Genomic DNA, 12,203 nt, shown 5'->3' with positions numbered 1-12,203 from the left:
CGCGGAACGTGTCGTCAGCCCGCGACGGAGCCCTTAATCCTGCGCGAGCGAGCCCTGCCCGAAGATGCGGCGGAGCAGATCGGTGACGTTCTTGGCGCCCGCCTTCCTCAGAATGCCGGCGCGATAGCCCTCGACAGTCCGTGCGCTCAGATGCATGCGCCGGGCGATCTCCTTGTTGGTCAGGCCGGCGGCGAGATGCTCGAGCACGTCACCTGCGCGCGCGGTCAGGGGTTCGCAGCCGGGCAGCCAGCGCTGCCGGTTGGAGCCGGGCTGTGCGAACTCGTCGATGGCGGCATCGATCCGGTCGACGATGTCGCGGGTGCGGAACGGCTTCTCGATGAAGTCGGCCGCGCCGCTCCTGATGGCATCGACCGCCATGGCGATGCTACCGTTTGTTGCGGTCACCAGCACCGGCGCCATGCAGTTTTCCTCGCGCAGGCGCTTGAGCACGTCGAGACCGGAGCGATCGGGCGGCATCTCCAGCAGCACGCAGGCCGGCATCCGCGCCTTGGCCTCCGAGAGCAGAGACGCGCCGTCGGCGAAGCAGATCACGTTGTACGCGCTCTGTTGGAGCGCGGTGGACAATTGTTCGCGGGAGGCGGCATCGGTGTCGATGACGAATACCTCACCCTTGGAAAGCATGTTCCCCGGCATAATTCCGATCCAGCAATGTCTTTGGTCAAATGGTCCGAGACAGCAGCGGGGCCTCATCGCGCCGCGCCGTCATATGCACGGCATTCACGCCCGTGCTTCGGTTTCACTTATGTATGTTCCACCCGGTTCCTGGATTTGACTGATCGGGACATAAACTTTACATTTCGGGACATCTGCGGGATGGCTGGCAGGAACGGGTCGCATGACCGACCTCATTCGTAGCGCTGGCTTGAGCTATTACCCGGAGGTCGCCCGGTCGGTCGGGCTCGACCCCAAACAAATGATGCGCAAGGTCAGGCTGCCGCTGGCCTGCCTCGACAAACCCGATACGCCCATTGCCGTCACCGGCCTGCGCCGCCTGCTCGAATTGTCGGCAGAGGCGTCCGGAGCCGAAGATTTCGGCTTGCGGCTTGCCGAGCGCGGCGGGCTGACCAATTTCGGCGCAGTCGGCCTGATCGTGCGCGAACAGGCGACCGTTGGTGAAGCCATCGAAGCCTTCTCGCGCTTCATCCCGATCCATCACGACGGCATGAAGCTGGACGTCACCCGCGACAAGCAGACCGTCACCGTCACGCTGCACCTGCGCGGCCGACAGCCGACCGCGCCGCGCCAGTCGATCGACATGGCGCTCGGCAGCGTCCATCGCATCATCCAGTCGCTGTTCGGCAGCGATTGGCGGCCGCAGGAAGTTCACCTGCATTACCCACCGCCGCTCGACCGCAAGCGCTACCGCGAGTTCTACGGCTGCCGTGTGACCTTCAACGCAGAGGACGATTCGATCCTGTTGTCGGCACACGACATGGAGCGCCGGATCCCGAGCGCGCATCCGCTGATTGCGAGCTATTTGCGCAAGCGGATCGAGGCGATCGAGACGCGGCCGGCAAGCTGGGAGGAGAAGGTCGACGAGGTCGTGCGTCTTCTGCTCGCCGGCGGCGACTGCACGGTCGAGCGCGTGGCCGAGCACCTCGCCTGCACCCGCCGCACCATCCACCGGCACCTCGCCGAAGCCGGCACCAGCTTCTCGGCCATTCACGACGCGCAGCGCGCCGATCTCGTGGTCCAGCTGATCGACGACCCCGGCCGGCCGCTGGCCGACATCGCCGTGCAGCTCGGCTTCTCCGCACAGAGCGCCATGGCCCGCTGGTTCCGCGGCCATTTCGGCTGCACCATCACCGCATGGCGCAAAGGCGTCCGGCCGCTGGAATCCCTGACCGCGGCGACCGCGGCTTGAATTCAGCGTGCCGGGACGGGCACGCCCATGATGGCGATTGCGCGGCGGCGACTGCCGGCGAGCAGCGGGCCGAACGCGATTGCAAAGCCGAGGAAGGCAACGATCCAGCCGCAGGCGGCAAGGTGCAGCAACGCATCGCTGTGCGCAGGCCAAACCACCGCCGCGACCCGCGCCAGCGCCGCGACGATGATCGCGGCATAGATGGCTTGTGTCGCCGGCGACGCCGTCAGCGCCTGTCCGGTATGGCCGAGACTCGCACGGGTCATCACCGCGAGCGTCATGGTTCCAGCCGCGCCCGCCATCCAGGCGTGGATGCCCGCGCTCGGCGGCAACGCGCCGAAGACGGCAAAGGCATGCAGGAGGAAGCCAAGCGGCACGAAGACATAGCCGACATGGAGGATCAGGAGCAGCCGCTCGCGGAAGGTGCGGTCACCGGCCCAGCGTGCGAGCCGTACCAAATGGAGCCCGCCGACGAGCGCCATCGCCGCCCCGGTGACCGTACTCAACGGCGCGACGATCCATGAGACAAGCGCCAGCGCGCTGCAGCCGATCACCAGACCGTCGAAGCGACCGAATGGCACCGGGAGACGGCCAGGGTTGAACTTGACCAACCAGTTGCGGGTGAAGCTTGGGATGATGCGGCCACCGATCAGCGAGATCATCACAACGACCACGCCGATGCCGACGCGGATGCCGACATCGGCCCCACCCGCATAATGCGCTTCGAGATGGAAGCCGACATTGCCGGCGAGCAGCACGAGCACCAGCACCACGACGGGCAGGTTGCGCCAGTTGCCGCCGGCGATGATCTCGCGCGTTGCAGCGGCGACGACCAATGTCAGGAAGGCGGCATCGACGGCAAGCGCAAACGCCCAGCCGATATCGGCGGACAGCGTCACCGCGACCCGGCCGGCGATCCAGACCGCCAGCAGCGCGCCCAGGGACGTCCCCTGGATCGGCAGCCGCCCGGTCCAGTTCGGGATCGCCGTGAACAGGAATCCCGTAATCACCGCCGGCAGGAAGCCGTAGAGCATCTCATGGACGTGCCAGTCGCGCGGCGCAAAAGCCGACGTCACCGACAATTCGCCGTAGAACATCGGCAGCCAAGCCAGGATCGAAAGCCCTGCCTGGATGGCGGCAAGCAGGAAAAAGGGCCGAAAGCTGTTCGCAAACAGCGGCCAGCCCTCAAAGTTGCGGGATCGGGCGCCAGCCATGGGTCAACTCCAGTCGATTCAAATCGTCGCCTGGAAAAATACTGCCGTCCGGCCGGCTCGTTTTTGAGCTATCGCAAACACCCTGACGATTGCAGGTGTCATCACACTTCCAGCGCCAAGGAGGCAGAATGGCCAAGGTCGACACATCGCTGGTTGCGCATTTGCCGCTGTTTGGGGGTGTCAAACCGGAGGACCTCGAGGAGATCCTGCGCGAGGCCCGCTCAGTGCGTTACCCCAAGAATAGCGCCATTTTCGAGCAGGGCGCGGACGCGCAATCCTTCTTCCTGCTGCTGCATGGCCATGTTCGCGCGGCCAAGACCACACCGACCGGCGAGCAGATCGTAGTGCGCTATGTCGCGCCGGGCGAAACGTTCGGTCTCGCGATGGCGATAGGAGCCGCGCGCTATCCGGCCACGGCGATCGCGGTCGACGACAGCGTCGCACTGATCTGGCCGACTTCCGCATGGCCGCGACTGGTCGAGCGATTTCCCGCGCTTGCCGCCAACACGCTCCAGACCGTCGGCACGCGGCTGCAGGAGAGCCACACCCGGATCCTGGAAATGTCGACCCAGCAGGTCGAGCAGCGCGTCGCGCATGCGCTGCTGCGCCTCGCCAAACAATCCGGCAAGAAGCTCGACCACGGCATCGAGATCGATTTCCCGATCAGCCGCCAGGACATCGCGCAGATGACCGGCACCACGCTGCACACCGTGAGCCGCATCCTGAGCGGCTGGGAACAGCAGGGGCTGGTCGAGAGCGGCCGTCAGCGCATCATCCTGCGCGATCCGCATGGGATCGTCGTGCTGGCGGAGCGGACTGCGGATAGCGGCGCGGCGTGAAGCCAGGGGTGAAGGGTGCTTCCGCTTACGGCGAAGGCGCCCCTCACCCGGAAATCCGCACGCGGCCCGCGCGAATTCCAGACCGGTTCACGCCGGCACGCGGTCGCACAGCGCGGCGAGGAATTTGTCGCGATCGATGCCATGCTCGCGGCAGGCGTCATCGACCGTGTGGAAGGTTGCGATCGGGCAGCCCACGCAGGCCATCCTGAAGGCGAGAAACACGCGGATCGTGTGCGGCGCCGTGCGCATGATGTCATCGACCAGATCGTCGGATCCAAAAGGCATGGACAACACCTCCGTTCCGAAACCACGATAGCGGAGCGCGCGAGAGTCTCTTTGTCGAAGCGCAAGCTGGCCCGTCATTCCGGCATGGCGGTAAGGTGATCTCACACCGCCCGGCTGTGCAAATGCTTCGCGGGATCCAGATGCGCGTCGAACGCGGCTGCGACGCTGCGCACGAGAAAGCGCGAGTCCTTTGCGACCGCGATGCGGTCGCCGTCCAGTCTCACGACGCCGTCGGAAATCAGCGGCTTCAGACGCGATGCCGATTTCAGCATTGCCCCGGCCTCTGCGCCATGACGCGCGCAGATGTCGCCGAGATCGGCGCTGAACTCGCACATGATGCGTTCGATGATGTCGGCGCGCAGCCGGTCGTCGTCGGTGAGCCCATAGCCTTTCGCGGTGGCCAAATGGCCCGCGGCGATGCTCTGCGCATAGGCGCCGATCTGCACCTCGTTCTGGACATAGCCCTGCGGCAAATGTCCGATCGCGCTCGCGCCGAAGCCGAGCAGGACTTCGCCCTTATCGGTGGTGTAGCCCTGAAAATTGCGCCGCAGCGTGCGTTGCTCGAAGGCCACAGCCATGGAATCGCCGGGTCGCGCGAAATGATCGAGCCCGATCTGCACGTAACCGGCTTCCTTCAACGCATTGGCGATCGCGCAGGCCTGGTCGTGGCGCGCCAGGCCGTCGGGCAGCACGGCCTCGTTGATCATGCGCTGGTGCTTCTTGAAAGCAGGCACATGCGCGTAGCCGAACACCGAGAAGCGGTCGGGCCCAAGCTCGAGCGAACGTCGCACCGTATCCAGGCACGAGGCAACGGTCTGGTGCGGCAGTCCGTAGATCAGATCGAAGTTGATCCCGTTGATGCCGGCGCGCTGGAGCATGTCGACGACGGAAGCCGTCTGTTCAAAACTCTGCACACGGTTGATCGCGCGCTGCACGACGGGGTCGAAGCTCTGCACGCCCAGGCTCGCGCGATTGACGCCGGAGAGCCGCATGGCCTCGACCATGTCGGCCGTCAGCGTGCGAGGATCGATCTCGACCGCAATCTCGGCCGACGGCAGCACGAAGAACGATTGGCGCATCGCCGCCATCAACTCGGCAAAAGCCTCCGGCGCCATGATCGTCGGGGTGCCGCCACCGAAATGGATGTGCTCGACCTTGATGCGCCGGCCGATCGTCTCGGATACCTGCGCGATCTCACTGCGCAGCGTACGCAGATAGGCCGTGATGAGGCCGTCTCTACGAACGATCTGGGTATGGCAACCGCAATACCAGCACATCTCGCGGCAGAACGGCACGTGCAGATAAAGCGACGCGCTGGCCGCCGCCGGGAGCTCCGCCAGCCACTGGGCGTAGGCGCCCTCGCCGATCGCCGGCGAGAAATGCGGTGCGGTCGGGTAGCTCGTGTAGCGCGGCAGTCGTTCCTCGCCATAGCTCGCCGCAAGATCGGCCCTCATATCTTACCCATTCGTCAATCAATGCTGCGCAGCGGGGCGGCGCATCCCGGATGGCACGAAATTACCCGTTTTCGGGTGCGCTACCTTGCGCTCGCTCAAAGTCCGAGCACGGGATCGGCGCCATGGTGACATTTGATTATTGCCCTCTGGAGATAGGTTATGGCGTCGTTCGCGCTCGATCTCGTTCTGTGGCTCACCGGCGTTCGCGGCCATATCCCGCGCTTCGACGATTTTCGTCCCGTCCCCACGACGCCCACCGTTGGCGCCAGCCACCTGGTACGCGTAATGGTCATCACGGCCGCCGTTCTCGCCGCGCTGTCGCTCGCGGTTTGGGGCACGGTCTGGATTGCGATCCAGTTGCTCTAGTCGACGACAATCCATTCGCAATAAACGCAATTGAACATGCGAACGATTTGCGGCCGAGGCGGCTGACGTCGGGCGCCATCGCGTCTTTGGTATCGCCGATGCGATCTTCGACAAACTCCTAAGGATTCTACCGGAGGCGAATACGGCAAAAGCTTGTCGCAGCGCAAACACGCTTGCCGCGATCGGCGCACACTGCATTCCGTCATCAAGACCATTTCAGATGAAGGATGCTTCCGATGTTCACCCGCCGAGCCGCATTGATCAGCGCCGCCGCCACCGCCTTGATGCTGGCGACACCCGCCTTGGCTGCCGACGATCTCAAACTGCCGCGCCAGAAGGTCGAGCTGGTCGCTCCTCCCTTCGTGCACGCGCATGAGCAAGCGACCAAGCAGGGCCCCAAGATCGTGGAGTTCACGCTCACGATCGAGGAGAAGAAGGTCGTCATCGACGAGAAGGGCACCACTTTCCAGGCGATGACCTTCAACGGCTCGATGCCGGGTCCGATGATGGTCGTGCATGAGGGCGACTACGTCGAAACGACGCTGGTCAATCCCGCAACCAATTCCATGCCGCACAACATCGACTTCCATTCCGCGACCGGTGCGCTCGGCGGCGGTGCGCTCACGCTGGTCAATCCCGGCGAGCAGGTCGTCTTGCGCTGGAAGGCGACCAAGACCGGCGTGTTCGTCTACCATTGCGCACCGGGCGGCCCGATGATCCCCTGGCATGTCGTCTCCGGCATGAACGGCGCCGTGATGGTGCTGCCGCGCGACGGCCTCAACGATGGCAAGGGCCACGCACTGAAATACGACAAGGTCTATTATGTCGGCGAGCAGGACATGTACGTGCCGCGCGACGACAAGGGCAATTTCAAATCCTATGAATCGCCGGGCGAAGCCTTCACCGACACCGAAGAGGTGATGAAGAAGCTGATCCCCTCCCATGTCGTGTTCAACGGCAAGGTCGGCGCGCTCACCGGCAAGAATGCGCTCACCGCCAATGTCGGCGAGAACGTGCTGATCGTGCATTCGCAGGCCAATCGCGACAGCCGTCCGCATCTGATCGGCGGCCATGGCGACTATGTCTGGGAGACCGGCAAGTTCTCCAACGCGCCGGAGACCGGGCTCGAGACCTGGTTCATCCGCGGCGGCTCGGCGGGCGCTGCGCTGTACAAGTTCATGCAGCCCGGCATCTACGCCTATGTCACCCACAATCTGATCGAGGCCGCCGACCTCGGCGCCACCGCGCACTTCAAGGTCGAAGGCAAGTGGAACGACGATCTGATGACGCAGGTGAAGGCCCCTGCCGATATCCCGGCCCCCAACACCAACTAGACGCGACGAGGGGCCGGTGATGACCGGCCTCTTCTTCCTTGGGGGATGACCATGCTGATCGCATTCAAGCTGAAACTGCTACTCGCCTGCGCCGCCGGGCTTGCGGGGCCGATCGCAGTGGCGCCGCTGGTGTCGGACATCGGGCCCCGCAGCACCGCGACGGAGCCTGCCATCGTCAGGGTCGCGCCAGGCAGCCTGTCCTATCGCGAGGCCGGCGATTTCACCCGTGGCGGGCAGCAAGCGGAAGCGCCGCTGCGCACGATGCGCTTCGAGAAGCCGTTGCACATCATGCGGCATCAGGTCTCGTCATCCGACTATCAGATTTGCGTACAGGAGGGTGCTTGTCGCGCGCTTGATCGCGGCGTGGCCATCGCCTCCGATCGACCCGCGGTGCAGGTGAGCTGGCATGATGCCGAGGCTTATGCGGGTTGGCTCTCGCGCAAGACCGGTCACAGCTACCGCCTGCCGAGCGACGCGGAATGGGCCTTTGCGGCCGGCTCCAGATTCAGGGATGACGGTCTTCCGGTGGACGCAGCAGATCCATCGAAGCGCTGGATCGGCCGCTACGAGCGCGAATCCGAGCGCGACCTCTTCGACACGACGGCCTATTCGTTCGGCAAGTTCGGTTCGAACGAGCACGGCATCGAAGATCTCGCCGGCAATATCTGGGAGTGGACCTCGACCTGCTTCGTGCGCTCGCGCACCGACGTTTCAGGCAATGCCGGCAAACCGACCGTGAACTGCGGCGTGCGCGTCGCCGAAGGTGCCCACCGCGCCTATGTCACGGACTTCATCCGCGACGCCCGCGCCGGCGGCTGCGCACAGGGCGTCCCACCCGCCAATCTCGGCTTCCGCCTGGTGCGAGAGGAAACGTCGTGGGTCGCAAGCGTGTCGGCGCGATGGGGTCGGGCATGGTCGGTTAAGTCATGATGCGATTGAGGAGGCAACGTGCGCGCTGCCTCCTCAATGTCGTCCTGGCGAAAGCCAGGACCCATAACCACTAAGCAAAGTTTGGCGAAGACTCGCGTTGACAGCCCTTGGGACGCCCACCGACGGCGCTCGATAGACCTCGCGGTATGGGTCCTGGCCTTCGCCAGGACGACACCGAAGATGTGGTCACAGCGGCGCCAAAGCTGAAACGAAAATGGCCGGGACGATGCCCGGCCATTCGCGATCATTCGCGACTGCTGTATCAGGTGTTCTTCAGCGCGACGCGGAATTCGGCTTCGGTCTTGGCCTTGACCTCGTCGAGCGAGACGCCGTCGGCGAGCTCGATCAGCGCCATGCCGCCGCTGCCGTGCTTGTCGATGGTGAAGACGGCCAGGTCAGTCACGACCATGTCGACCACGCGCTCGCCGGTCAGCGGCAGATTGCACTGCTTCAGGAGCTTTGGACCGTCCTTGGCCGAATGCTCCATCACAACGACCACGCGCTTGACGCCGGCGACGAGATCCATCGCGCCGCCCATGCCCTTGACCATCTTGCCGGGGATCATCCAGTTGGCGAGATCGCCGTTCTGGGCCACCTGCATGGCGCCGAGGATCGACAGATCCATGTGGCCGCCACGGATCATGCCGAAGGAATCCGCGCTCGAGAAATACGAGGTCGACGGCAGCTCGCTCACGGTCTGCTTGCCGGCGTTGATGAGATCGGCGTCCTCTTCACCCTCATAGGGGAACGGGCCCATGCCGAGCATGCCGTTCTCGCTCTGGAGGCTGACGTCCATGCCGTCCGGGATGTAGTTCGAGACCAGCGTCGGGATGCCGATGCCGAGATTGACGTAATAGCCGTCACGCAATTCCTTCGCGGCGCGCGCAGCCATCTGTTCACGGGTCCAGGCCATCTTAGTCTCCTGATCTCAAGCTGCCGTGCGCGGGCGGGTGTTGCGGAATTCGATGCGCTTCTTGGCCGTTCCGACCTCGACGATGCGCTTGACGAAAAGACCGGGCGTGTGGATGTGGTCGGGATCGAGTTCGCCGGCCGGAACCAGATGCTCGACCTCGGCCACCGTGACCTTCGCGGCGGTCGCCATCATCGGGTTAAAGTTGCGCGCGGTCTTGCGGTAGATGAGGTTGCCTGCGGTGTCGCCCTTCCAGGCGTGGACGATGGCGAGATCGGCGAACAGGCCGCGCTCCATCAGGTATTTCTGTCCGTCGAATTCCTTCACTTCCTTGCCTTCGGCGATCAGCGTGCCGACGCCCGTCTTGGTGTAGAAGGCCGGAATGCCGGCGCCGCCGGCGCGGATGCGCTCCGCCAGCGTGCCCTGCGGATTGAATTCGAGTTCCAGCTCGCCGGCGAGGAATTGCTGGGCGAACAGCTTGTTCTCGCCGACGTAGGACGAGATCATCTTCTTGATCTGGCGGGTTTCGAGCAGGCGGCTGAGGCCAATACCGTCGACGCCGGCATTGTTCGAGACCACCGTCAGGTCCTTGACGCCGGAGTCGCGGATCGCGTCCGACAGCGTCTCGGCGATGCCGCAGAGGCCGAAGCCGCCCGACATGATCATCATGCCGTCTTTCAGAACGCCCTCGAGAGCCGACTTGGCGTCGGGATAGACCTTGTTCATGCAAATAACCTTCGAGTGAACCTTCGGCTTGCAGGCGTCGCGCCTTATTGGCGGCGATTATTAGGCGAAATCGTCCGAAGCCGTCAATGATACGGGGTTCTCCGCTCCGCCCCTGGGTGATAGAAGCTGCCCAAGCCGTGGGCGCAACCGTTCCCGTGGCCTTGAAAGCGACAAGAAAACCCATCAAGTTGCGGCACTTAACACAATAGGTCTTGGGCGTGGGGCGCGCAGGTTTCCCGGCCCGCCTTCTGGCTCCAGCGACCAACCCGATCAGGACATGCCATTGACCATGGCCCAAGGAATGAAGCGCCTCGGGACGCCGATCGCGGCGCTGCTCGGCGTGGCGCTGATCGCCCTGATCGCGACCTCATGGCTCATCAATCGCGACGCGCTGCGCAAGGCGGTGGAAACGCAGATCCGCGACGTCACCGGACTCGAGGTCAATGTCGCAGGCGCGATCGACATTTCGGTGCTGCCGGCAAGCTACATCTCCTTCCATGACGTCGGCCTGAAGGGCGGCGGCACCAGCGATCCCGCGCTCCATGTCGACGTGCTCACCGCGAACCTGCGGCTGCTGCCGCTGCTGCTGCAACGGTTCGAGATCGCCGACCTGACGCTGCTGCGGCCGCGCATCCATGTCAGCCTGAAGCCGGACGGCGAGAGCAACTGGACGCCGTTCATCCAGACCATCGCGCGCACCATGAAGCCCGGCGCCGAGAATCAGGTGTCGTTCTCCGAGATCCGGATCCAGGACGGCGTGCTCGATTACGAGGACGCGGCCACGCACGGCACCGAGAAATTCGAGGACATCGACCTGTCGCTGGCGTGGCCCTCGATCTCGCGCTCCTTCGCCGCGACCGGACAGTTCGACTGGCGCGGCGAACGGGTCGACGGCTCGATCAGCTTTTCCGATTTCGTCGCCGCGCTTTCCGGCGAGCGCTCGGGGTTGAAGGCGCGGATCGCGAGCGCACCGCTCAAGCTCGCCTTCGACGGCAGCGTCGCCAACCGCACCAGCCCGATGATGGAGGGCACGCTCACCATCGACAGCCCGTCCCTGCGCAACGCGCTGCGCTGGACCGGTCAGCCGCAGCCCGCCAGCGGCGGCTTCGGCCGCTTCGCGCTGAAGGCGCGGGCCAATGTCGTCGGCGCCTCGATCGCGCTCACCAATGTCAATGTCGAGCTCGACGGCAACACCGCCGAGGGCGTGATGACCTACGCCAATAACGGCCGGCAGACGCTGCAGGCGACGCTCGCAGCCGACGCGCTCGACTTCACACCCTATATCTCGACCTTCCGCCTGCTTGCGAGCGGCGCGCGCGACTGGAACAGGCAGCTGTTCGATCTCAACGCCCTGTCGACCACCGACCTCGACATGCGCCTGTCGGCCGCCAAGCTGACGGTCGGGGCGTCGAAACTCGGCCGCACCGCGATCGGCGCGAATCTGCGCAACGGCACGCTGGCGCTCTCGGTCGGCGAGGCCCAGGTCTATGGCGGCATCGCCAAGGGCTCGTTCGGCATCGCGCGCTCCGACACCGTCGCCGACATCAAGGCGCAATTCCAGTTCACCGACGTCGACCTTCAGGCCTGCGCCTCCGAGCTGTTCGGTATCAACAAGCTGTCCGGGCGCGGCAACATCAACGTCTCGCTGCTGGCGTCCGGCTCGAGCCCGTTCGGCCTCGTGCAGTCGCTCGACGGCAGCGCCACCGTGACCGGGCATGACGGCGCGATCGCGGGCTTCAATGCCGAGCAGCTCCTGAAGCGGCTCGAGCGGCGGCCGCTGTCCGGCGGCGGCAATTTCCGCAACGGCTCCACCCCTTACGACAATCTCACCATCGCGGTGAAGTTCTCCGACGGCGTGGCCACCGCCGAGGACATCCGCGTCGAGGGACCTGCGGCGAAGATCACGATGACCGGCACCGCCTCGGTGCCGACGCGCGAATACGACATGAAGGGCGTGGCCAGCCTCAACAGCGCGTCGGGGTTCGAATTGCCTTTCGTGGTGCAGGGCCCCTGGGACGATCCCCTCGTCTTCCCCGATCCGGAAAGCCTGATCCGCCGCTCGCCTGCCTCTGCGCCCCTGCTCGACATGCTGAAAGACCGCAAGCCGGGCGACGCGGTGCGCTCCGCCATCGAGCGCATCACCGGCACCGGAAAACGTCCCGCACCGGCCGAAGCGCCGACAGCGGAGAACGCCAAGGAAGGCGCGAAGTCCAATTAAGGACGGCGATCATGCGGCACCAGCCGATCGGCGCGAATTGAT

12 protein-coding genes are annotated in these 12,203 nt (G+C 64.8%); 6 read left to right on the top strand and 6 right to left on the bottom strand.

Annotated features, from left to right (window positions below):
- Nucleotides 1–33 precede the first annotated feature (33 nt).
- Nucleotides 34–654 carry a response regulator transcription factor gene (locus tag ACVIN2_RS28150; protein ID WP_456768062.1) on the bottom strand — a complete coding sequence of 207 codons (621 nt, stop codon included), beginning with the start codon at nucleotides 652–654 and terminating at the stop codon, nucleotides 34–36.
- A 202-nt stretch (nucleotides 655–856) separates the two neighbouring features.
- Between ACVIN2_RS28150 and ACVIN2_RS28145 the strand changes: the two genes are divergently transcribed.
- Nucleotides 857–1,885: an AraC family transcriptional regulator gene (locus ACVIN2_RS28145; RefSeq protein ID WP_456768061.1), complete on the top strand. Its 1,029-nt coding sequence runs from the start codon at nucleotides 857–859 to the stop codon at nucleotides 1,883–1,885.
- Between the two features lie 2 nt (nucleotides 1,886–1,887).
- Here ACVIN2_RS28145 and ACVIN2_RS28140 read toward each other — a convergent pair whose 3' ends face one another.
- Nucleotides 1,888–3,099, bottom strand: a complete 1,212-nt coding sequence (locus tag ACVIN2_RS28140; protein ID WP_456768060.1) for an NnrS family protein — start codon at nucleotides 3,097–3,099, stop codon at nucleotides 1,888–1,890.
- Nucleotides 3,100–3,227: 128 nt separating this feature from the next.
- Between ACVIN2_RS28140 and ACVIN2_RS28135 the strand changes: the two genes are divergently transcribed.
- A complete protein-coding gene (locus ACVIN2_RS28135; protein ID WP_456768059.1) occupies nucleotides 3,228–3,938 on the top strand; it encodes a Crp/Fnr family transcriptional regulator in 711 nt (236 codons plus the stop codon).
- Between the two features lie 87 nt (nucleotides 3,939–4,025).
- On the opposite strand, the gene ACVIN2_RS28130 is transcribed toward ACVIN2_RS28135, so the two are convergent.
- Together ACVIN2_RS28130 and hemN are read right to left on the bottom strand one after the other, a co-directional pair.
- A complete protein-coding gene (locus ACVIN2_RS28130) occupies nucleotides 4,026–4,223 on the bottom strand; it encodes a DUF1858 domain-containing protein (protein ID WP_007596228.1) in 198 nt (65 codons plus the stop codon).
- Nucleotides 4,224–4,324: 101 nt separating this feature from the next.
- On the bottom strand, nucleotides 4,325–5,677 hold the full coding sequence (hemN, locus tag ACVIN2_RS28125; RefSeq protein ID WP_456768058.1) for an oxygen-independent coproporphyrinogen III oxidase: 1,353 nt from the start codon (nucleotides 5,675–5,677) through the stop codon (nucleotides 4,325–4,327).
- Between the two features lie 159 nt (nucleotides 5,678–5,836).
- On the opposite strand from hemN, the gene ACVIN2_RS28120 reads away from it, so the two are divergent.
- The 3 genes from ACVIN2_RS28120 to ACVIN2_RS28110 all read left to right on the top strand — a co-directional run bounded on the left by ACVIN2_RS28120 (nucleotide 5,837) and on the right by ACVIN2_RS28110 (nucleotide 8,307).
- Complete coding sequence (locus tag ACVIN2_RS28120; protein WP_027519965.1) at nucleotides 5,837–6,043, top strand: hypothetical protein; 207 nt, start codon at nucleotides 5,837–5,839, stop codon at nucleotides 6,041–6,043.
- Nucleotides 6,044–6,279: 236 nt separating this feature from the next.
- Nucleotides 6,280–7,377: a copper-containing nitrite reductase gene (nirK, locus tag ACVIN2_RS28115; RefSeq protein ID WP_456768057.1), complete on the top strand. Its 1,098-nt coding sequence runs from the start codon at nucleotides 6,280–6,282 to the stop codon at nucleotides 7,375–7,377.
- A gap of 51 nt (nucleotides 7,378–7,428) precedes the next feature.
- Nucleotides 7,429–8,307 (top strand): SUMF1/EgtB/PvdO family nonheme iron enzyme, encoded by an 879-nt coding sequence (locus ACVIN2_RS28110; protein ID WP_456768056.1) that lies wholly within the window; start codon nucleotides 7,429–7,431, stop codon nucleotides 8,305–8,307.
- A gap of 262 nt (nucleotides 8,308–8,569) precedes the next feature.
- Here the strand turns inward: ACVIN2_RS28110 and ACVIN2_RS28105 are convergent, their stop codons facing one another.
- Both ACVIN2_RS28105 and ACVIN2_RS28100 read right to left on the bottom strand, forming a co-directional pair.
- Nucleotides 8,570–9,220, bottom strand: coding sequence for a CoA transferase subunit B (locus tag ACVIN2_RS28105; RefSeq protein WP_007596236.1), 651 nt, complete (start codon nucleotides 9,218–9,220; stop codon nucleotides 8,570–8,572).
- A gap of 15 nt (nucleotides 9,221–9,235) precedes the next feature.
- Entirely contained in the window at nucleotides 9,236–9,943 is a 708-nt protein-coding gene (locus tag ACVIN2_RS28100) for a CoA transferase subunit A (protein WP_007596238.1), read from the bottom strand.
- 289 nt (nucleotides 9,944–10,232) lie between these two features.
- Here ACVIN2_RS28100 and ACVIN2_RS28095 point away from each other — a divergent pair, with 289 nt between their 5' ends.
- Entirely contained in the window at nucleotides 10,233–12,161 is a 1,929-nt protein-coding gene (locus ACVIN2_RS28095; protein WP_456769821.1) for an AsmA family protein, read from the top strand.
- Nucleotides 12,162–12,203 lie beyond the last annotated feature (42 nt).

It is taken from the genome of Bradyrhizobium sp. USDA 3650 (assembly GCF_054057395.1).
Note: the sequence above shows the minus strand (reverse complement) of the source record. Positions and strands in the feature narration are given on the sequence as shown.

Coding starts and splice junctions, on each gene's coding strand:
- ACVIN2_RS28150 (WP_456768062.1), bottom strand. CDS start 654: ATGCCGGGGAACATGCTTTCCAAGGGTGAGGTATTCGTCATCGACACC.
- ACVIN2_RS28145 (WP_456768061.1), top strand. CDS start 857: ATGACCGACCTCATTCGTAGCGCTGGCTTGAGCTATTACCCGGAGGTC.
- ACVIN2_RS28140 (WP_456768060.1), bottom strand. CDS start 3,099: ATGGCTGGCGCCCGATCCCGCAACTTTGAGGGCTGGCCGCTGTTTGCG.
- ACVIN2_RS28135 (WP_456768059.1), top strand. CDS start 3,228: ATGGCCAAGGTCGACACATCGCTGGTTGCGCATTTGCCGCTGTTTGGG.
- ACVIN2_RS28130 (WP_007596228.1), bottom strand. CDS start 4,223: ATGCCTTTTGGATCCGACGATCTGGTCGATGACATCATGCGCACGGCG.
- hemN (WP_456768058.1), bottom strand. CDS start 5,677: ATGAGGGCCGATCTTGCGGCGAGCTATGGCGAGGAACGACTGCCGCGC.
- ACVIN2_RS28120 (WP_027519965.1), top strand. CDS start 5,837: ATGGCGTCGTTCGCGCTCGATCTCGTTCTGTGGCTCACCGGCGTTCGC.
- nirK (WP_456768057.1), top strand. CDS start 6,280: ATGTTCACCCGCCGAGCCGCATTGATCAGCGCCGCCGCCACCGCCTTG.
- ACVIN2_RS28110 (WP_456768056.1), top strand. CDS start 7,429: ATGCTGATCGCATTCAAGCTGAAACTGCTACTCGCCTGCGCCGCCGGG.
- ACVIN2_RS28105 (WP_007596236.1), bottom strand. CDS start 9,220: ATGGCCTGGACCCGTGAACAGATGGCTGCGCGCGCCGCGAAGGAATTG.
- ACVIN2_RS28100 (WP_007596238.1), bottom strand. CDS start 9,943: ATGAACAAGGTCTATCCCGACGCCAAGTCGGCTCTCGAGGGCGTTCTG.
- ACVIN2_RS28095 (WP_456769821.1), top strand. CDS start 10,233: ATGGCCCAAGGAATGAAGCGCCTCGGGACGCCGATCGCGGCGCTGCTC.